Annotated in this window: 20 protein-coding genes; 15 read left to right on the forward strand and 5 right to left on the reverse strand. The window is 35.1% G+C overall.

Translation table 11 applies throughout. The features are described 5' to 3' along the window. Positions 1-10 precede the first annotated feature (10 nt). The 5 genes from CY0110_RS20020 to CY0110_RS20040 all read left to right on the forward strand — a co-directional run bounded on the left by CY0110_RS20020 (position 11) and on the right by CY0110_RS20040 (position 5,036). The gene (locus tag CY0110_RS20020) at positions 11-925 is read left to right on the forward strand and encodes a branched-chain amino acid transaminase (RefSeq protein WP_008277365.1); all 915 of its coding nucleotides are present in this window, start codon (positions 11-13) and stop codon (positions 923-925) included. A gap of 133 nt (positions 926-1,058) precedes the next feature. Next, entirely contained in the window at positions 1,059-1,388 is a 330-nt protein-coding gene (locus CY0110_RS20025; protein ID WP_008277366.1) for an MBOAT family O-acyltransferase, read from the forward strand. Positions 1,389-1,452: 64 nt separating this feature from the next. Further along, on the forward strand, positions 1,453-2,478 hold the full coding sequence (locus CY0110_RS20030) for a hypothetical protein (protein ID WP_008277367.1): 1,026 nt from the start codon (positions 1,453-1,455) through the stop codon (positions 2,476-2,478). 54 nt (positions 2,479-2,532) lie between these two features. Beyond that, complete coding sequence (locus CY0110_RS20035) at positions 2,533-3,378, forward strand: sulfotransferase (protein WP_008277368.1); 846 nt, start codon at positions 2,533-2,535, stop codon at positions 3,376-3,378. Between the two features lie 65 nt (positions 3,379-3,443). Next, positions 3,444-5,036, forward strand: coding sequence for a glycosyltransferase family 39 protein (locus CY0110_RS20040; protein ID WP_008277369.1), 1,593 nt, complete (start codon positions 3,444-3,446; stop codon positions 5,034-5,036). A gap of 98 nt (positions 5,037-5,134) precedes the next feature. On the opposite strand, the gene CY0110_RS20045 is transcribed toward CY0110_RS20040, so the two are convergent. After that, positions 5,135-7,450: a WD40/YVTN/BNR-like repeat-containing protein gene (locus CY0110_RS20045; RefSeq protein WP_008277370.1), complete on the reverse strand. Its 2,316-nt coding sequence runs from the start codon at positions 7,448-7,450 to the stop codon at positions 5,135-5,137. A gap of 72 nt (positions 7,451-7,522) precedes the next feature. Then, positions 7,523-8,131 (reverse strand): hypothetical protein, encoded by a 609-nt coding sequence (locus CY0110_RS20050; protein ID WP_232285757.1) that lies wholly within the window; start codon positions 8,129-8,131, stop codon positions 7,523-7,525. A 361-nt stretch (positions 8,132-8,492) separates the two neighbouring features. On the opposite strand from CY0110_RS20050, the gene glnA reads away from it, so the two are divergent. Then, positions 8,493-9,914 (forward strand): type I glutamate--ammonia ligase, encoded by a 1,422-nt coding sequence (gene glnA / locus CY0110_RS20055; RefSeq protein WP_008277372.1) that lies wholly within the window; start codon positions 8,493-8,495, stop codon positions 9,912-9,914. 329 nt (positions 9,915-10,243) lie between these two features. Here the strand turns inward: glnA and CY0110_RS30485 are convergent, their stop codons facing one another. The 3 genes from CY0110_RS30485 to petN form a co-directional block, all read right to left on the reverse strand. Further along, the gene (locus CY0110_RS30485) at positions 10,244-10,387 is read right to left on the reverse strand and encodes a hypothetical protein (protein WP_198139219.1); all 144 of its coding nucleotides are present in this window, start codon (positions 10,385-10,387) and stop codon (positions 10,244-10,246) included. Between the two features lie 213 nt (positions 10,388-10,600). Continuing rightward, positions 10,601-10,744, reverse strand: a complete 144-nt coding sequence (locus tag CY0110_RS30490) for a hypothetical protein (protein ID WP_198139221.1) — start codon at positions 10,742-10,744, stop codon at positions 10,601-10,603. A 4-nt stretch (positions 10,745-10,748) separates the two neighbouring features. Next, positions 10,749-10,838: a cytochrome b6-f complex subunit PetN gene (gene petN, locus CY0110_RS20060; protein ID WP_008277373.1), complete on the reverse strand. Its 90-nt coding sequence runs from the start codon at positions 10,836-10,838 to the stop codon at positions 10,749-10,751. 94 nt (positions 10,839-10,932) lie between these two features. Between petN and CY0110_RS20065 the strand changes: the two genes are divergently transcribed. From CY0110_RS20065 to eboC, 9 genes are all read left to right on the forward strand, one after another. Further along, complete coding sequence (locus CY0110_RS20065) at positions 10,933-11,343, forward strand: hypothetical protein (RefSeq protein ID WP_008277374.1); 411 nt, start codon at positions 10,933-10,935, stop codon at positions 11,341-11,343. 104 nt (positions 11,344-11,447) lie between these two features. Further along, positions 11,448-12,260 carry an alpha/beta fold hydrolase gene (locus CY0110_RS20070; RefSeq protein ID WP_008277375.1) on the forward strand — a complete coding sequence of 271 codons (813 nt, stop codon included), beginning with the start codon at positions 11,448-11,450 and terminating at the stop codon, positions 12,258-12,260. Between the two features lie 58 nt (positions 12,261-12,318). After that, a complete protein-coding gene (locus CY0110_RS20075) occupies positions 12,319-12,960 on the forward strand; it encodes a hypothetical protein (RefSeq protein ID WP_008277376.1) in 642 nt (213 codons plus the stop codon). Positions 12,961-13,310: 350 nt separating this feature from the next. Then, positions 13,311-13,631 (forward strand): thioredoxin, encoded by a 321-nt coding sequence (gene trxA, locus CY0110_RS20080; protein ID WP_008277377.1) that lies wholly within the window; start codon positions 13,311-13,313, stop codon positions 13,629-13,631. Between the two features lie 510 nt (positions 13,632-14,141). Next, on the forward strand, positions 14,142-14,954 hold the full coding sequence (locus tag CY0110_RS20085; protein ID WP_008277378.1) for a hypothetical protein: 813 nt from the start codon (positions 14,142-14,144) through the stop codon (positions 14,952-14,954). A 173-nt stretch (positions 14,955-15,127) separates the two neighbouring features. Next, positions 15,128-15,550 (forward strand): transmembrane 220 family protein, encoded by a 423-nt coding sequence (locus CY0110_RS20090; RefSeq protein ID WP_008277379.1) that lies wholly within the window; start codon positions 15,128-15,130, stop codon positions 15,548-15,550. Positions 15,551-15,607: 57 nt separating this feature from the next. After that, positions 15,608-16,513, forward strand: coding sequence for an EboA family metabolite traffic protein (locus tag CY0110_RS20095; RefSeq protein WP_008277380.1), 906 nt, complete (start codon positions 15,608-15,610; stop codon positions 16,511-16,513). Between the two features lie 212 nt (positions 16,514-16,725). Then, positions 16,726-17,652 (forward strand): TatD family hydrolase, encoded by a 927-nt coding sequence (locus CY0110_RS20100; RefSeq protein ID WP_008277381.1) that lies wholly within the window; start codon positions 16,726-16,728, stop codon positions 17,650-17,652. A 35-nt stretch (positions 17,653-17,687) separates the two neighbouring features. After that, entirely contained in the window at positions 17,688-18,620 is a 933-nt protein-coding gene (eboC, locus tag CY0110_RS20105; protein ID WP_008277382.1) for a UbiA-like protein EboC, read from the forward strand. The last annotated feature ends 24 nt before the right edge of the window (positions 18,621-18,644 follow it).

Raw genomic sequence — 18,644 nt, forward strand, 5'->3', positions numbered from 1 at the left:
GGAATATAAAATGCACACTTTTTTGCCAATTGCTTATTTTGAGAACGAATTTGTCCCTTTTGAAAATGCTAAGCTTTCTATAGCAACCCATGCCCTACATTATGGGACAGCAGCTTTTGGCGGAATGCGTGGAATTCCCAACCCTGAAAATCCAAAACAAATCTTACTGTTTCGTTTAAACCGTCATTGTCAGCGTCTTTCTCAAAGTGCTAAGTTTCTTAACTATGAGTTATCTCCGGAGAAACTGCAACAAATTATTATTGATTTTGTTCAGAAAAATAAGCCAACTCAATCATTTTATATTCGTCCTTTAGTTTATAGTTCAGGATTAGGAATTGCCCCAAGACTTCATAACATTGAAAAAAACTTTTTTGTTTATGGTTTAGAGATGGGAGACTATCTTTCTCCTGATGGTATTAGTTGCCGTATTAGTTCTTGGACTCGTCAAGAAGATCGCAGTTTTCCCTTGAGAGGCAAAATTAGTGCTGCTTATATTACCTCTGCTTTAGCGAAAACTGAAGCAGTAGAATCAGGGTTTGATGAAGCTATTTTAATGAACTCCCAAGGAAAGGTTTGTGAAGCCACTGGGATGAATATTTTTATTGTCAGAAATAGTAAATTAATTACCCCTGGATTTGAACAAGATATCTTAGAAGGAATTACAAGAGATAGTATTTTAACATTGGCTAGAAATTTAGATATTCCTACTATTGAGCGACCTATTGATAAATCAGAATTATTTATTGCTGATGAAGTATTTTTATGTGGAACTGCAGCAAAAATAGCTCCAGTTAAACAAATTGAAACCTTTAAACTATCTTCTCATCGTCCCATTACTGAGAAGTTAAGAGATAAGTTATTTGCTATTACTGAAAATAAAGATCCACAGTATGCAGATTGGGTCTATGTAGTTGATTTACCTTAAATTTGATTACTCTTGATTTCGTGGATTCTACAGTAACACTGTTGTACATTTTATGCTAGAGTAGCATTAACTTTTGCCATTATGGTGATTTAGTTAGGTTTAGTAAGTAATCTAGCCAAAATTTATTAAGACTATGTTATTTAATTGTTATGAATTTATTTTTATATTTTTATGTATTGTCCTTTTAAGATGTTTTATCTTAAGTCGTTTTAAAAGTTCTGTCTTATCTGTTGGTTGGTTAGTTACTGCTTCTTTCTTTTTTTATGGATGCTGGAATCCTAAATATCTCTTCTTAATTATTGGCTGCGTTATCTTCAACTATTTTATTGGAAATGTTATTAATAAAGAAGTAAAAAATAAAATCCTATCCTCTCGATTATTCTTCATAAAAATTGTTGCTAATTTAGCTTGTATTGGTTACTTTAAATACTATTTTTGTTTAGATGATACAGGAATTAGCTGATCAATATTATTCACAAAGTTATTTAGAAATATTCCAAAACCAACCCTAGATTATTAAGTATCAAATGAATAGCAATAAACTGATTAAACCCCCTGTATCATTATGGATTCTTGTAGCAAGGACAGATGTTCCTTATATGTTACAGACCATTCCTCATTTAGTTCGTTCTTGTAATTATCCTTTTATTGAGCGAGTTTTAGCGATGGATACAGCACCGCTTATGGGGGACAAACGTTATCGATATGATACAGGAAGTCAGGAAGAATTAGACCAAGCTTGTCAAACTTTGATCAATGAAGGAATCATGGACAGGGTGGCGAAAATTGATTATGATCCGAAGCTCATTAAAACCATTTATGAAAAGTATTTTGGACTTGAACAAGCTCCCAAAATGCTCCATCATACCCATAACTGGAAAGGGTCAACGGTTTATGCTTCTTTGTACTGTATTGAAGCAGCAAAAAGTGATTATTACTTACATTTTGATGCTGATATGCTCTTACATCAAGAGCCAGGATTTGATTGGATTACAGAAGCGATCAAGTTGATGAATTCTGTGCCAAATATTGCTACTATTCGCCCTTTTTGTGGTCCACCTCATCCAGAAGGAAAAGTTATTCATGCACCTAATTTCTATAAAGATAATAGGGGTTTTTATGGTCATAAATTTTTTAGTATGAGAGCCTATTTAGTTGATAGAAAACGATTTGCTTTATTGTCTCCTATTCCTCTCATGTGGAAATATCCTCCTTTATGGTCACGATATTTACCACAACCTTTACAGTTTTTAGCTGCTAAAGTTGAAAGGAAACTACGCAAAACGAAAGGTTTGGTTAAAGGTGCAATCGAGTCTTTTGAACCCATGACTAGCAAGAAATTATCCGAAACAAATTTTGTGAGAGCAAACTTGTCTTCTACCCAAGCATGGACAATTCACCCACCAAAACATACAGCAGAATTTATAGAAGCTCTTCCTCAACTAATTAAACTAATTGAACAGGGAAAATATCCTTTAGAACAAGCAGGTTATTATGATCTAGTGCTAGAGCCTTGGCAAGAGCTGTTAGATAATAATTCTGTTTCATTATGACAATTATTATTGTTATAATTGACCACTACTCATTATTAAAAATTGAATTAAACAATGACCACTTTACGAGAATCTATTAGACATCTTAAAAACGATCTTATTTATCGATATTATCATTATAGAATTAGTAAGAGTAATTATCCTGATCAAGTTTTTATGAAAAAGGAGCCTTATAAAGTTCTTTTCATTTTAAGTCATATGCGCTCTGGATCGTCTTTACTGACTCATATTTTAATTTCCAATCCAGCTATTAAAGGTTATGGTGAGAGTCATATTCAGTATGAGTCAGAAGCTGATTTAAAATCATTAATGTATAAAATATATGTTCATAATCAAGAATTTACTAATTTGAAAGACTTAGGTAAATTACGGATGAATCATACTTATCTTTTAGATAAGCTTTTACATGATAAAAAATTGTTAAACAAGAATCTTTTAAAAAAGAATAATTTTTATTTTATTTTTTTGATTAGAGAACCTCAAAGAAGTTTAATGAGTATGTTAGATCATAAACCTCATTGGACCCAAGAAGATGCAGTGACTTACTATACTCAACGCTTGTTAAGTTTATCAGAATATGCTCAACTTATTAATGACAAACAGCGAAGTTTTCTTCTAAATTATGAGCAACTAATTAATGATACTGAACCCGTGTTTGACTCCTTACAAAATTTCTTAAAAACCCGTGAAAGTTTTTCAGAAAACTATCAAGTATTAAACACAACAGGAAAGCGTCATATAGGAGACTTTAAAGAGAATATTCGTTCAGGTCGTATTATCAGAAAGCCAAGACCACTTAACTTTTCTATCTCACCTAATCTACTAGAGAAAGGAATAAAGAGTTATAATGATTGTTATGAAATTTTACACCAATATTGTCAGATAATCAATCATTCATAAAATCCCATTACTAATTGCGTATTGTTTTATTTTTTATCCTATAGATAAATACCGTTATATTTACAATGACAACTAATTTATCAAAAAAACTGTTTAAAACTATTATTATTTTCATTATCATATTAGGGATTATAGTTAGATTAACTAATTTAGATAATAGAGTTTACTGGAAAGATGAAGTTTTTACTTCTTTAAGAGTGTCTGGCTATACAGAAGAAGAGGTCATTAAAAATTTGTATGATGGTAGTGTTCTCAGTTCAGAAGATTTACAGAAATATCAGCAAACTCGTTTTTTTAATAACCCCATAGGAACAGTTTATGGATTAGCTAAAGAAGAAGCACAATTGCCACCTTTATATTTTTTACTTGTTAAACTGTGGGTCAGTTTATTTGGTAACTCAGTGACTATTACAAGAAGTCTCTCAGCAATATTTAGTATCATTTCTTGCTTCGTTTTATATTTATTCTGTAAAGAATTGTTTGAATCAAATATGGTTGCATGGTTATCCATGGCCTTATTAGCTGTTTCTCCTTTCTATGTGGTTTATTCTCAAGAAGCGCGACCCTATAGTTTATGGTTATTAACAAGCTTATTGTCTAATTGGATGCTTTTACGTTCTTTGAGACTTAATAATAAATGGAACTGGAGAATGTATGCTTTAACTATTGTTTTAGGACTTTATACCTCTCCTTTTTCGTTATTTTTGAATTTAGGCCAGGGAGTCTATGTTTTTTTGAGAGAAAAATCGAAATTTAATCAAATAGTTAAAAAATATCTAATGTCTTTAATAATAGGGATATTAGGTTTTTCTCCTTGGTTAGCCATTATTGTTATTAGGTATCATCAAATTAAAGGAAGAACAAGTTGGTCAAGTAATAATTATGAAAATGGATTGATTGAATTAATATTTAATTGGTTGCGTAATATAACTCGTACTTTTGTGGATTTTGAGTTATTAAATGCACCTTTTAGCTACCTGTCTCAACATCCGTTTATTTATTTAATAGCTGTTATTCCTGTTAGTTTTTTGGTTGGTTATTCAGTTTATTTTCTCTGTAAAAACTCATCAAAATCAACTTGGTTATTTATTCTCTTGTGGATTGCAAGTACAGCTTTTCCCTTGATTTTAGCTGATATTATTTTAGGAGGTAGACGTTCTGGAACAGCTAGATATCTTTTACCATCTTATTTAGGGTTACAAATATCCGTTGCCTATTGTTTAGCAACAGGACTCAAAAATACTATCTCAGCGTGGAAACAAAAATTACTGCAAATAATGACTATTTGCATTTGTTTTGTTGGTTTAGTATCTTCATTTTACGCTTCTTCTCAAGCATTTTGGTGGAATAACGATCCTTCTCGCTATTATCAAAATCCTGAAATTTTACCAATCATTAATAAAACGTCTAATTCTTTAGTTATTAGTGATGAAAAATGGGATCAAATAATGACCTTAAGTTATAGTCTTTCTCCTGATATTCAATATCAATTGGTTAAACAATATAATCAAAAAGAATTACCCGACAATTTTAAAAATTACTTTTTATATAAACCTTCAAAAAATTTAAAAGAGCAGTTTGAAGAAAAAAAGAATTATCAAGTCCAAGCTGCTTATGAATCTAATGATCCTTGGCTATGGGTAATCGAGAGAAAGTAAAAACTAATTATAATTATTGTTGGACTTTTTCATTTATCTAGCATCTCTCACATTAATAAAATGTAGTATTTTTTAGTTAGAGACAACAAAAATTTATATCAGTACATTAATATTATGGAGATAATAAATATAAGAAAAGTAGCTCCTAACCTAATAACTAAGTGGTTTAATCTTCTTTTCTTATTCAACTTAATATATCCTAAAATTAGATAACTGATCACAGCAATTAATAGAGCAACAAGGAGTTTAAACAAATGAACACGGTCAGCATAAATGATAAATGGAATGTAGTTAATATAATCCACTAAACTTTTGTCGGAACTAGAAATAGGAATAACTTTCCAACTATTTCCGCTATCAGTGGACTTATAAATTTCAGGTTCAGCCGATCCAAAACCATAAATTGTGTTATCAGTACCATAAGATGGAGAAAATTGAATAGGAATAGACGCAGAAGGAACTGTATTAATTCTTGATAAATAAATTTGTTCATCATCTATTAATGAAAAAGTTTGACCACCATCTACTGTCTTAAAGGTTCCTTCTCCTAGAAGAGTTACCATAAAAGTCTCATCGTTTTTATAGTTAGGTGATATAGCTACCTCAGTAACTTGATTATTGTTATCATAAGGTAAACCATTAATTTTAATCCAACTTTTTCCTGCATCTGTTGTTTTAAATGCACCGTTACTACTCCCAGCAATTAAGGTTTGATCTTCTTGATAATTAGGAGAAATTGCTAATCCCCACCATACTAAATCTTGAGAAGATTCTGCTTGAGTGATAAGTTGCCAACTTACCCCTTCATCTTCACTTTTATAAATACCTTCAAAAGTAGCTGCATAAAGAGTTTTATCTGACGCAAAATTTGGAGAAATAATTAGGGATGTAATCCTTTTTTTTAGTTCAGTTAAAATTGAAAAATTTTCACCTTTATCAACAGATTTATAAAGGGTTCCTGCGTTAGTAGCGACATAAACGGTATTATCTTCAGAAATCTTAGGAGAAATTGCCAAAAATGTCCCTCTTACAAAGCTTTTAGGGACGTTAGGTAAATTAATAATTTTCCAGTTTTTTCCTTGATCAGAAGACTTAAGTATATAGTCTCTTAATAATCCTAAGAAAAGTATTTGATCCTCTGCATAATTAGGAGAAAAAGCAATATCAAAAAAACGTCTTGGATCATCTGTAGGGACACGAAGACTTTTAGTGAAATTAGGTAATTCTAAACCTGCTCGCATAGCAGACCAAGACTGGCCTTGATCGTAACTAATATGAGCTTGTCCAACATAATCAATAACAGCAATGGTGGAATCATTTTCATAATTAGGAGAAACATCAAGACCAATTACAATACGAGAAGATAAACTATTGAGATTTTGCCAGGTTTCTCCTTCATCAGTTGATTTAAAAATACCATCAAAACCAGCAAGAAAGAGGGTATTATCTTGTTCAAAATTATTGGATAGTCTAATCTCATCAAAATGAGGTGCGTTAAATTGTTTCTCATCTGCTTGTTCTGATTTTGTTAATCCTTTTTTAAAATTTGTCCAACTTTTTCCCCCATCCCTTGAACGAAAAACCCCATTATTCCAGGTAGAGATAAATAGAGTAGAGTCTGTATCATAATTAGTAGAGAAAGCAATATCTCGAATAAATTTATCTGCTACTTTTTTACTTTTTAATTCTTCTTTTATTTTTCCATCAGCAATGATGTAAACTCCGTTTTTTTCTGTCCCGACCCAGATAGTTTTATCTGTTATAAAATTTGGAGAAACTTGTAACGCTGTGATTTTACTATTGTTATTTAGGGTTAATAAAGTCTCCCAACTCTCTCCTTCGTTATTTGAAATCCTTATATTTCCAACACTATCTGCCATTAAAATTGTTTCTGGTTGATCTTTAATAAAGGCAATTTTAGTTATTTTTGTTTGTTCGTCATTTTGGAAAATTTGACTCCAACTTTGTCCCCTATCTTCCGACTTATAAATACCTTTCTCACTGTCCGCTGCTAAAACAAAATTATCAGAATTAGGAGAAATTTCTAATAGATCAATTTTAGTATTTTTTATATTTAATCCTTCATTAGCTTTTAGCCAAGATTGGCCACCATCTTCGGACTTATAAATACCAGAATATAAAGAAGAGGTAAATATAACATTATCATTGTTAGCCGAGACACTTAGCGTAACCAAATTATCGATATTATCTAATCCTTCCCATAATCTTTGCCAAGTTTTTCCCCCATCTTCAGACTTAAATAAATTCCCGCGAACCACAATAAATACAGTTTTGTTATCATCATAATTTGAAGATAATTCTACTTGATCAACAACATCATGAGGACGATGACTCAAGGCCACAGGAAGATTAATCAAAGAGGAGGATAAGCTAAAGAAGATAACCAAAATCATTAGAAAGGTTAATCTTATGACTTTATTAAGCTTAAGCATATATTTGAGATTGATGGCAGATTAATTTAATCATTACATCTGTGTTGAGAATTGACAACCTTTTAATATAGCTTGACGAATCATTATATTTTTTTCTTGATTTAACATTAGGTGAAAATAGTTTGAAAGTTGTTGGTTTTGAGTTGGGGTTAATTTTTGTTGTTGTAAAAGATTAGACAAATTTTCCACAGCCATTAATCGCTTTAAGTCATTAACATCGCTTAACTGTGACACCCATTCTTGATATTGATGTTCCTGTTTTGTTCTGGGTAAATCAAACATTTGCCATGCTAATAACCCTAAGGTTAAAAAAGTTCCGAAACCTTGCAAAATTAATGCAGTAGCTAACCACTGATTTTCGGCATTAGACCAGATATAAAGAGCCATATAACTGCTGATTGTCCCAAAACCGCCAGTAACTACCGCGATCGCTAATTTTCCTTGAGAACCATTAAAAAATTTATACCAGTATAACCAGCGATTTGGCCAGTTAGTGGTCTGAACCCAATAGACGAACCTCATTAATCCAATACCGATTAAAGTCGCGCCTACCAGTTTAGGATTCCAAGCTAACATGAGGGTTGTTCCCATTGATCCCGATGACCACAGTAGGATTTTGCGTGGTTGTTTGCGGAGTAACAAAGGAATGACCTTGATCCTGCTGTACCTAAGTCCACTTGAGGAAAGACTGGATAATAGATCAAAAATGGGTTTGGATCGCAATGAGACTTGCATTACCGAGGATGCCTAAATAAACGTATGCTGATGTTTACTATATCCTTAATCTAGTTGAATTAAACTACTTTTTCTTGAATGGCTTGATACAATTCTTCACATATCAAAGTCATTTTTCGGACTTGTAGCTTACCGATCCTAAAACTTAGTATTATTTACAGGTTTAATCAGACTAAACAGTATCAAATTATACAAAATGAAATAAAGCCTATCTTTACTATCAATACTTCAGAAGTGATATATATATTGAAACCCCAAGGAGTCTTTCATGGCCCAAACGCCCCAAGAAGTCTTGAAAATGATTCAGGACAACAACATCAAAATTATTGACCTCAAATTCATTGATCTACCAGGGATTTGGCAACATTGTTCTTTCTACTACAATCAAATTGATGAGAGTTCATTTGTCGATGGGGTTCCTTTCGACGGTTCGAGTATTCGGGGATGGAAAGCTATCAACGAATCTGATATGTGTATGGTTCCTGACCCCAAAACGGCTTGGATCGACCCTTTCTATGAAGAACCTACCTTAAGTATGATTTGTGGCATTAAAGAGCCTCGTACTGGGGAATGGTATGAGCGTGACCCTCGTACTATTGCTGGTAAAGCCGTAGAGTATCTCAAAACAACAGGTATCGGTGACACTGCCTATTTTGGTCCTGAAGCAGAGTTTTTCGTGTTTGATGACGTTCGCTTTGATCAAACCGAGAACAAAGGCTACTATTACGTTGATAGTGTAGAAGGTCGTTGGAATACCGGCAGAGAAGAAGAAGGCGGAAACTTAGGTTATAAACCCGGTTATAAACAAGGATATTTTCCCGTTGCTCCCACGGATACCGTTCAAGATATGCGGACAGAAATGCTGCTAACGATGGCCGAATGTGGGGTTCCGATCGAGAAGCATCACCATGAAGTAGCAACTGGAGGACAAAATGAATTAGGATTCCGTTTTGCCAAGTTAATTGAAGCCGCTGATTATTTGATGACTTACAAATATGTCATTAAAAATGTGGCTAAAAAATATGGTAAAACCGTAACATTTATGCCCAAGCCTTTATTCAACGATAATGGGTCAGGAATGCACGTCCACCAGTCCATTTGGAAAGGAGGAGAACCCCTATTCTGGGGTGACGGTTATGCCAACTTAAGTAAATTAGCCTTAAATTACATTGGTGGCATTTTAAAACACGCTCCTGCTTTATTAGCTTTTACTAACCCCACCACAAACTCTTACAAACGTCTCGTTCCTGGGTTTGAAGCGCCTGTTAACCTTGCTTATTCTCAAGGAAACCGTTCAGCTTCAGTGCGTATTCCTTTATCTGGTCCTAATCCTAAAGCAAAACGCTTAGAATTCCGTTGTCCTGATGCCACTTCTAATCCCTATTTAGCGTTTGCTGCTATGCTTTGTGCAGGGATCGATGGTATCAAGAATGAAATTGATCCAGGAGAATCTTTAGACGTAGATATCTACGATTTGTCTCCTGAAGAATTAAGTAAAATTCCTTCTACTCCTGGTTCTCTTGAACAAGCATTAGAAAGCTTAGAACAAGATCATGCTTTCTTGACTGATGGCGGTGTCTTTACAGACGACTTTATCGAGAATTGGATTGAATATAAACTCGATAATGAAGTTAATCCTATGCGTTTACGGCCTCATCCTTATGAGTTTGCTTTGTACTACGATGTTTAGAATTAACGTCATTATTTAGTTAATGTTGCCACCACTATGGTGGCGTTTTTTTTAGTTATTTAAGTTATTGTGCCACAGTAATATAACGTGAGCGTCCTTTTATGTAGCCAGTTTAAATTATCTCATAAAAAATAAAAACCACCCTAGTATTAGGGTGGAGGAGGTCATCTGGTACATCTGAGGAGGAAATCTCGATGTAGGGAAAACTTTTGTTCTTGCTGTTCTTAATATCCCATGATTATGTTGTTGTGGTCTTCATCTATTTGGGTGAACTAGCAAGGTTAATCTGAAGCGATTTCTAATATTTAATCATCAACTCGTGACAGCACTTAAGCTTGTTCTTCTGTAGTAATAGTATTACTGACGAGAGGATTAGAGAAGGAAGTTCCCAAGATATAGTTAAAAAGGAAACCTGTCCCCATTAAGAACGCAACAATAACAACTGTGTCAAATGCTATTTTTTTAATCGACATGGTTTCACACTCCTGTAGTGGCTTTCAATTTTCTGTGCCTTCTACATTTACTAGAATACCTCTGAGCCTTGGGTGATTACTTCATCCATGTTAGGGGTTCACACTCACCTATCTGGGTGAATGTACAGTGAACAGTAACCAATAAATTTAACTGACAACTGATGACTGATAACTAAAAAAAGGAGAGAGGACAATATTTGTCCCCTCCAGGGTTTAGCGTCTGCTTTTTTTATCTCGGTCTTGACGACGGCGATCGCGCCATTCTACGGTTGTTAGGTAGAGTATCCCCCCACTGACCAAAATGAGTAACACAAAGCCAGTGAGAAAGAGTATATTGAGCAAATAAGATGTTTCCACAGTGCTAGAAACCGTTACGTCCCCAGACAACCATAGCAATAGACCAAGTGAATAAAGCTAACACGCTAACCCAACCGAGAGCTAAAATATCCATAGCGATTTATGTCTGTAAAATGACGTGAGTATCAAAACGACACAAACTATGATACTTCTATTTGGTGAGGTTGTGGATAGTAGAATCAATTACAATGTCAAACTTAGAACGTATTGAGTCGGTCAAAGCAGGATATTTAGGGGGAATGGCTTTTACAGTAGCCTATGTCTTCATCTTAGCCATTAATTACAGCACTTGGGATGTTTCGGTTGCTGATGTCATTAGTTTAGGGGTTAAAGTAGCGATCGCATTTATTAGTGGGTTTCTCTTTGCTGTTACTTATCGTTACATTATTCGCACTGATCAGAATGGTCATTTAAAAGATGGTGCAGTGTTGGCCTTTGGGTTAGTTAGGGGGTTGGTTCCGGTGGAAATGTCTTCTGATATTTTCCATCATTTAGGACAATTAGCTATCTTAGGAATAGAAAGTATTATTTGTTTTATGGTTACTCGTGTTTGTTTAGAGTTTGCTTTTAATCGGGGTTGGATTAAATTGTTTTCTTGATAATTATCGTTTCTTAAAAAGAAGAAAAAATTATTTTTCTTTTTTAAAGAATAGACTTAAAACCTAAATTATTTAATTATTGATTACTCATTATTAATTATTCAATGAAACTTAACATCACTATTAAAGGTCAAGGGTATCCAATTTTATGTTTACATGGTCATCCGGGTTCTGGTCATAGTTTATCGGTGTTTACGGATCATCTTTCTGAACGGTTTCTAACCATATCTCCTGACTTACGAGGATATGGAAACAGTCGTTATAGAAAACAGTTTGAAATGGAAGATCATCTGATTGATTTAAAGGAATTATTAGATGATTTTAACATCGAGCAATGTCTTTTATTAGGATGGTCTTTAGGGGGAATTTTAGCCTTAGAATTAATTTTACAATATCCCGAAAAATTTACAGGTTTGATGTTAATTGCTTCTGCTGCACGACCCTATGGAAATCATCCTAAAGTTAGTAATCAAGAGTTAGTTTATGCAGGAATCGCAGGAATTTTAAACTATCTGAAACCTGGATGGCAATGGAATATTAATACCTTTGCTAAAAAGTCTTTATTTCGTTATTTAATTGGTCAACAAACTCCTATCGCTTATAAATATTTAGCAAAGTATGGAGTCAAAGCCTATTTACAAACATCTCAATCTGCTAATCAAGCTTTATCAAATGCTTTAAAAGCAAGATATAATCGTCTTGAAGAATTAGATAAAATTGATATTCCTTGCTTAGTTTTAGCTGGTTCAGAAGATCGACACATCACGGCACAATCAAGTAAAGAAACAGCAAATCATTTACGGAATTCTCAATATATTTGTTACCCTAATCATGCTCATCTTTTTCCTTGGGAAATACCCGAAAAAGTTTTAAAAGATATTGATCAATGGCTCAGTGAAAATAGAAATTATAATTAAAAAAATACTCTGAAGTCAAGTTATGTTATATTTTAATAGTTAAAAACAGAGAATAAAAATGATCGCAAAAGTTTTTCTTGGTTTACTGTGGGTAGGATTTATTATTTATGGTTTTCTATTAGCACCTCCTGGTCAACCAGATACTATAGAATTGATCAAAAATTTATCAACTGGAAATTGGGACAATATTAATCCTTTAATTATTGCTGTATTTAATAGCATTGGCCTGGTTACTGTAATTTATGCTAATCTTTTGTTTATTGATGGAAGGGAACAAAAAATAGTTGCTTGGCCGTTTGCGATCGCTTCTTTAGCAGTTGGGACTTTTGCAGTTATTCCTTACTTAATTTTACGGGAACCTAATCCTAAGTTTAGTGGCGAAAAAAACCTACTGATTAAACTAGCTGATTCCCGTTTACTCCATATTGTTTTAAGTATAGCTCTCATTGTTTTTATTACTTGGGGTTTCATAACTGGTAACTGGTCAAACTTTATTCAAGAATGGCAAACTCGACGATTTATTAATGTGATGAGTTTAGATTTACTCTGTCTTTGTTTGATTTTTCCCTTTATTATTAAAGATGATATGTTACGAAGAAATCTAAAAAGTGATGCCCTATTTTGGACAGTCAGTTTAATTCCTTTATTAGGAACTTTAATCTATTTATCTTTTCGCCCTTCTTTACCTGAAAATAAGTGATAAATCAGCCGTACTATGAAATTAAAGTAGTATTTTTATTTACCTTATTGTGCTTAAAGTTTAGAATAGTGGCTCAAAGGGTGTAATATAGAAACAAATTAAATAAGAGAAGAAAGCTATGATTACCAAGTCATTCTAATTTTATCGTGATAGTTTTTAGTTTTAGTTAATAAATTGATTATTTTCTTGAATATCAAGCTTTCCCAATGAAATTCAGTCTTAAACTAGGTTTAGTCTTGTTAGGAAATTTATGTATTAAAAAATGTGATAAATTTTCCTAGGCAAAACGAAAAAAATTAATTAAGCTTAATTCTCTTAATTTAGTCTACTCTAATTTAAGGAGATTTATTATGACAACAGCTACATTTATAGAAGATAACAATTTTGAACAATTGTTAGCCGATTCAGAAACAATGGTGGTTGATTATACAGCAACTTGGTGCGGACCTTGTCGTGTCATCAGTCCCTTAATTGACCGCTTAGCAGAAGAATATGAAGGCAGGGTCAATGTATTTAAGCTAGACCTTGATAAAAACAAAGAAAATGCCAAAAAATATGGAATCAAAAGTATTCCTGCTGTTCTCATTTTCAAGAAGGGAGAAGTGGTTGAACATCTGGTAGGTAAAGCGAGTTATGAAACTTTTAAAGAAGCTGTTGACAAGCATCTTTAATTAATTTTAAAATCTATTTTTTCAAAGAAGAGATGGATTAAATTTATCCTAAAGCTCTTCTTTTTCTATCATTGATATTCAATAATCTATGAGGATTGACTGTAAATTTACCCATTGTTTATCACCATCAATCCGAACTCAGGTTAATAATTAGTTAAGAAACTAAATTTTCAAATACCATATTAACTAATTTTTGTACAAGAAAGAAAGTAGTTAAACTATTGTCATAAAAATATGATAATAGTTACTTGTATTATCTATTTTATCGATAGATGATTATAGTTTATTATAAATGATTATTTTATAAGTAAACCCTGATAATAGCAATATAATAGGATTTTACAGCTTTTTTGTTACTCACCAATAAGCAAATATTATTTTTATATGTCTAAATTTGACATAATGTCATTTATATTTTTTTAATGTTACTGAGGTGGATAATTCACGAAAAATTTTCTAAGATACAAACAATTTATTCACCAATTATTCACTTTTTGGAGATTTTGTATCGTGAAACACTTACTAAAGACATTTTCTTTAGCAATTACTACAGGAATGGTTGCTATCAGTTTTCCCAGTGTAACTAATGCGTTTACCATGTCTCCTACTCCTGGCTTTTATGATGAAGAAGGTGGTATGAGTTATGACGACTTATCTGATGATCGGTTAGACCCAACTGACTTAGGTTCATTAATACCAGGGGTAAACACCCTCAGAGCCTCATTCTTTAACGACGGTGGAGTCGGTTTAGATTATTTTACCTTTACCGTAGATAAAGGACAGGCCTTAAAAGCGATCGTTCTTAATGACTGGGTCGTAGACCCTTTTGAAGATATTGCTTTCATTGGTATCAAAGAGGGAGATGTTTTTGACTTCACCTTTCCTAATAGTAACCCAGCAGGATTCCAAGCCACAGGACTGTTAGGTTGGTCCCATCTAAGAAGCACCCAAGTTGGCACTAATAAAATTTTAGAAGAGATGGCAATATCTAATCTAACACCCGAAAATGGTGGCATAGACGAGGATTATTTTCAGGCAGAAGTGGATGAAGGTGTTTATGCAGGGCTACCGAACCAAGCCACACTTGAACAGAGCCTGCTTAACTTAGCTTTACCTCAAAACTCGCAAGCAGGAGCAATAGGATTTGATCTTCCTTTAAAAGCGGGAACCTATTCCATGTGGTTAAGACAAGGTAATGCAAATCCGATTTCTGTAGAATTAGATTTTGAGACAGTCTCAGTACCTGAACCTACCGGTGTTCTTGGTACGACAGTTGCATTCGGTTTAATGACACTTCTTAGAAAAAAAGGCAAACGCTCTTAAGTAACTTGAGTTCGCCATAAGACAAAATTATACGACAAAGGTGTGGGGGTTGGAGTAACAATTCTCTCCTATTTCCTCCCTTTCTTAAACCGAACTCTACTAAGAGCGCATCTTAACTATTAATTTAATTCTACCAAATCGGTAACCATTCAGTGGTGAGAGAGTGAAATCCTATGAATCGAAAAATTTTCAATGTATTAAACTCTTTTGGAGTTATATCATTTGTTATTTTTGCCTGGCTACAGCATGAGGACAATAACGCTGAAGTCTATTTCAATCCTAGCGTTATGGATGTATGGATGTGGATGATATTTTATGGACTGGTGGCATTCCTGTTTGGGTTGGCCATAAGAAAGCTTTTTCCTAAACTACTCTATCTGTTGTTTGCTTTTTTTTGTTCCTATCAATTAAGTGTTACCATACCTGGCTTTATGGCTAATCTAACCAGTGGAAGTTTTAGTATAGCCAATCATAGTATGTCCCCAGTCAATCCCCAAGTGGAACTAACTAGGGAATTTTTAGGAACGCTGATTGCATTAGCTGCAGTGGGTTTCTTGTGGTGGCAACGGGGTAAGACCAGAAAAATCCTGAATTGAAAATTATCACACAATCATTCTGTTTCTTGATAACTTTTTACACAAATTTAAACCATTATGATTGCATCTATTCAACACCCTACCAAAACACCACAAACCAAGAGCATTATTAACTATCTTCAGAGTTGCTTAGAAAAGCAGTTAAATAAGTCCGCCTTAACTTGGCTGCATTGGACAATAGAGAAGTTGTCAGAAAACCAATCACAACAAACCTTATTCATCGGGTTTAGTCAAACGGCTCGTCAAGTAGGTAAAGCCAACTTAAGTTTAAGCCAAGAGGAGTTGGCCATAGCCCATCAACTTCGCTCAGGATGGATGCCAGGGCATTGGACTGTGGATCAAACAGTGCGAACCCTTTTACTGCTGAATTTTCATAAAGAGGATGCTGATGATTATCTAGCTTCTGTTGAAAAGCTCTTTTCGGCTGCGGATGTGGCTGAACAAATCGCCTTGTATCAAAGTCTTCCCGTGTTGCCCTATCCAGAACAGTTTAAAGCAAGAGCCATTGAAGGACTACGCACCAATATGGTAACGGTTTTCAATGCGATCGCACTGCACAATCCCTATCCGGCGGACTATTTTGAAGAAGCAGCTTGGAACCAAATGGTTCTTAAAGCCTTGTTTGTGGAGAGTCATCTCAGTCAAATTCAAGGACTGGACTCCCGTGTCAATGCTAAATTAGCAAAAATGCTTTCTGACTATGCCCATGAGCGATGGTCTGCGGGTCGTAGCGTTAACCCCCAATTGTGGCGAGGGATGGGTTCATTTACAGAAGGTCAAATCCTTGCAGACTTAGAAAAGGTACTCAAGGAAGGGGAACGGTTTGAGCAGCAAGCTGCTGCTTTGGCTTGTTTTGGGGGTTCTGCTGAGGCACAAATCCTATTAAATATTGTCCCCACCATAAAACAAGAAATTGAACAGGGGCAACTCACCTGGGATGGTTTTAGTAGAACCCATCTTTAATTAAGCCCCAAGCAATAAGTATCAGGACAACAATAAACGTTACTGTGAAGTGGGCAAGGGAGCAGGGAGCAGGGAAACTGTATAAACAATGAGAAACAGGGCTTTAATTTGCCTTTTGCTTTCAAAAGTTATTTACATTTCTTGAGACAGTTAACTATGTTCATGTCCGACTACTTATAAAACTGATTCATAATAAAACTGGAGAAAATACAATGCTAATCGACAATATGATGGTCATTGATCCCCACATTCACATGACCTCACGTACCACTTACGACTATCTCGTCATGAAAGAGTACGGAGTAGTTGCTATTATTGAACCCTCATTTTGGCTGGGCCAACCTCGTACCCACGTAGGAACCTTTCAAGATTATTTTAATAGCTTGATTGGGTGGGAACGGTTTCGAGCCGAACAATTTGGCATTCGACATTACTGCACCATTTCTATTAACCCCAAAGAAGCCAATAACGAACCATTGGCCGAACAGGTGATGGAGTTGTTGCCTTTGTATGCTTGCAAAGAAGGAGTCGTGGCCTTAGGAGAAGTCGGCTTTGATGATATGACCGAGGCCGAAGAAAAATATTTTCGTCTCCAGTTAAAACTGGCCAAAGAACTAGACAAACTGGTTTTAGTCCACACTCCTCACCGTAACAAAAAAGAAGGAACCAGTCGTAGCATGGATATTTGTCTAGACGAAGGGTTAGACCCGTTGCAGGTGATTATTGATCATGCTAATGAAGAAACGGTAGACGAAGTGCTTGATCGCGGTTTCTGGTGTGCTTTTTCTATATATCCCAATACAAAAATGGGCAACGAGCGCATGGTAGAACTGGTTAAGAAGTATGGAAGCGATCGCATCATTATTGATAGTGCAGCAGACTGGGGAATGAGCGATCCTCTGGCTGTTCCGAAAACCGCTCAACTGATGTTAGAAAGCAATATTCCCGAAACTCAGGTCAAAGCAGTTTGTTACGGCAACGCCCTTAAAGCCTATGGTCAAAGCGGAGAAATGAAAGAAGAACACTGGCTCGAACCTACGGCGATCGATCAGCGACAACTCTATGAGGGTAACTCAGTGCTGCGAGGACAAACCCCTATGGTAGAGAAACCGTTTCAAGAATCAATCATTATTCGTTAAAAGAAGGCAGGAGTGAAAAGGCGAGGTAATTAATGATGCAAACACAAGCAATTAAGTCACCCTCGATCTGGGGTTATTTACAGTTGATGCGACCGGCTAATATTGTGACGGCTTGGGCAGATATTTTAGTGGGTTATGCTGCTGCTGGGGGAGTGAGTATTATGGCCGATGTCTGGGCTGGTAATTTGACAACCGACGAACTTACCCCCTTGCTCTGGTTACTGCTTGCTACCAGTGGGCTTTATGGGGGTGGTGTGGTCTTTAACGATGTTTTTGACCTGGAATTAGATCGGGTTGAACGGCCTGAACGTCCACTGCCTAGGGGTAATGTTTCTTTGAGAGCAGCCATTATTTTAGGAAGTGGATTACTAGGGATAGGTATTTTAGCGGCCGCCCAAGTAGGGATAGTTAGTGCCGTCATTGCGATCGCTGTCGCTATGGCTGCCTTGATTTATGATGGTTTCGGCAAGCATCATCAGTGGTTGGGACCGTTGAATATGGGTTTATGCCGAGGAGGAAATCTACTCCTGGGAATCAGTGTCATGCCGACAATGCTATCGGAACGATGGTTTTTGGTATTCATTCCTATTGTTTATATTGCTGCCGTCACTGCAGTTAGCCAGGGGGAAGTGCAAGGGGGAAAACAGTCAACAGGACTCTTGGCTATTATCCTAGCTTTGCTGGTGGTCTTTGGTGTTTTAGGGTTAGGAACTCTAGAAGTTTACCACTGGCGTTATTGTTTTCCTTTTGCTGTGTTGTTTGCTTGGTTGGTGTTACCAGCTTTTATCAAAGCAGCCCAAGATCCCAGTCCGATGACAGTGCAGAAAGCTGTGAAATCGGGGGTACTTTCCTTAATTGTTTTAGATTCTGCTGTGGCTGCCGGTTTTGCTGGCTGGATTTATGGTTTAGCCGTCCTCTTTCTTCTAATCCTATCCCGTCTCTTAGGGAATTTATTTGCTGTCACCTAGTTTATCCCCTTCTTTTCTATTTAT

It is taken from the genome of Crocosphaera chwakensis CCY0110, assembly GCF_000169335.1.
In the GTDB taxonomy this organism is placed as follows: Bacteria; Cyanobacteriota; Cyanobacteriia; order Cyanobacteriales; family Microcystaceae; genus Crocosphaera; species Crocosphaera chwakensis.

What these genes read in the sequence shown, in the direction of transcription:
- CY0110_RS20020 (WP_008277365.1), top strand. Translation starts at nt 11, where the DNA reads ATGCACACTTTTTTGCCAATTGCTTATTTTGAGAACGAATTTGTCCCT.
- CY0110_RS20025 (WP_008277366.1), top strand. Translation starts at nt 1,059, where the DNA reads ATGTTATTTAATTGTTATGAATTTATTTTTATATTTTTATGTATTGTC.
- CY0110_RS20030 (WP_008277367.1), top strand. Translation starts at nt 1,453, where the DNA reads ATGAATAGCAATAAACTGATTAAACCCCCTGTATCATTATGGATTCTT.
- CY0110_RS20035 (WP_008277368.1), top strand. Translation starts at nt 2,533, where the DNA reads ATGACCACTTTACGAGAATCTATTAGACATCTTAAAAACGATCTTATT.
- CY0110_RS20040 (WP_008277369.1), top strand. Translation starts at nt 3,444, where the DNA reads ATGACAACTAATTTATCAAAAAAACTGTTTAAAACTATTATTATTTTC.
- CY0110_RS20045 (WP_008277370.1), bottom strand. Translation starts at nt 7,450, where the DNA reads ATGATTTTGGTTATCTTCTTTAGCTTATCCTCCTCTTTGATTAATCTT.
- glnA (WP_008277372.1), top strand. Translation starts at nt 8,493, where the DNA reads ATGGCCCAAACGCCCCAAGAAGTCTTGAAAATGATTCAGGACAACAAC.
- CY0110_RS30485 (WP_198139219.1), bottom strand. Translation starts at nt 10,387, where the DNA reads ATGTCGATTAAAAAAATAGCATTTGACACAGTTGTTATTGTTGCGTTC.
- petN (WP_008277373.1), bottom strand. Translation starts at nt 10,838, where the DNA reads ATGGATATTTTAGCTCTCGGTTGGGTTAGCGTGTTAGCTTTATTCACT.
- CY0110_RS20065 (WP_008277374.1), top strand. Translation starts at nt 10,933, where the DNA reads ATGTCAAACTTAGAACGTATTGAGTCGGTCAAAGCAGGATATTTAGGG.
- CY0110_RS20070 (WP_008277375.1), top strand. Translation starts at nt 11,448, where the DNA reads ATGAAACTTAACATCACTATTAAAGGTCAAGGGTATCCAATTTTATGT.
- CY0110_RS20075 (WP_008277376.1), top strand. Translation starts at nt 12,319, where the DNA reads ATGATCGCAAAAGTTTTTCTTGGTTTACTGTGGGTAGGATTTATTATT.
- trxA (WP_008277377.1), top strand. Translation starts at nt 13,311, where the DNA reads ATGACAACAGCTACATTTATAGAAGATAACAATTTTGAACAATTGTTA.
- CY0110_RS20090 (WP_008277379.1), top strand. Translation starts at nt 15,128, where the DNA reads ATGAATCGAAAAATTTTCAATGTATTAAACTCTTTTGGAGTTATATCA.
- CY0110_RS20095 (WP_008277380.1), top strand. Translation starts at nt 15,608, where the DNA reads ATGATTGCATCTATTCAACACCCTACCAAAACACCACAAACCAAGAGC.
- CY0110_RS20100 (WP_008277381.1), top strand. Translation starts at nt 16,726, where the DNA reads ATGCTAATCGACAATATGATGGTCATTGATCCCCACATTCACATGACC.
- eboC (WP_008277382.1), top strand. Translation starts at nt 17,688, where the DNA reads ATGCAAACACAAGCAATTAAGTCACCCTCGATCTGGGGTTATTTACAG.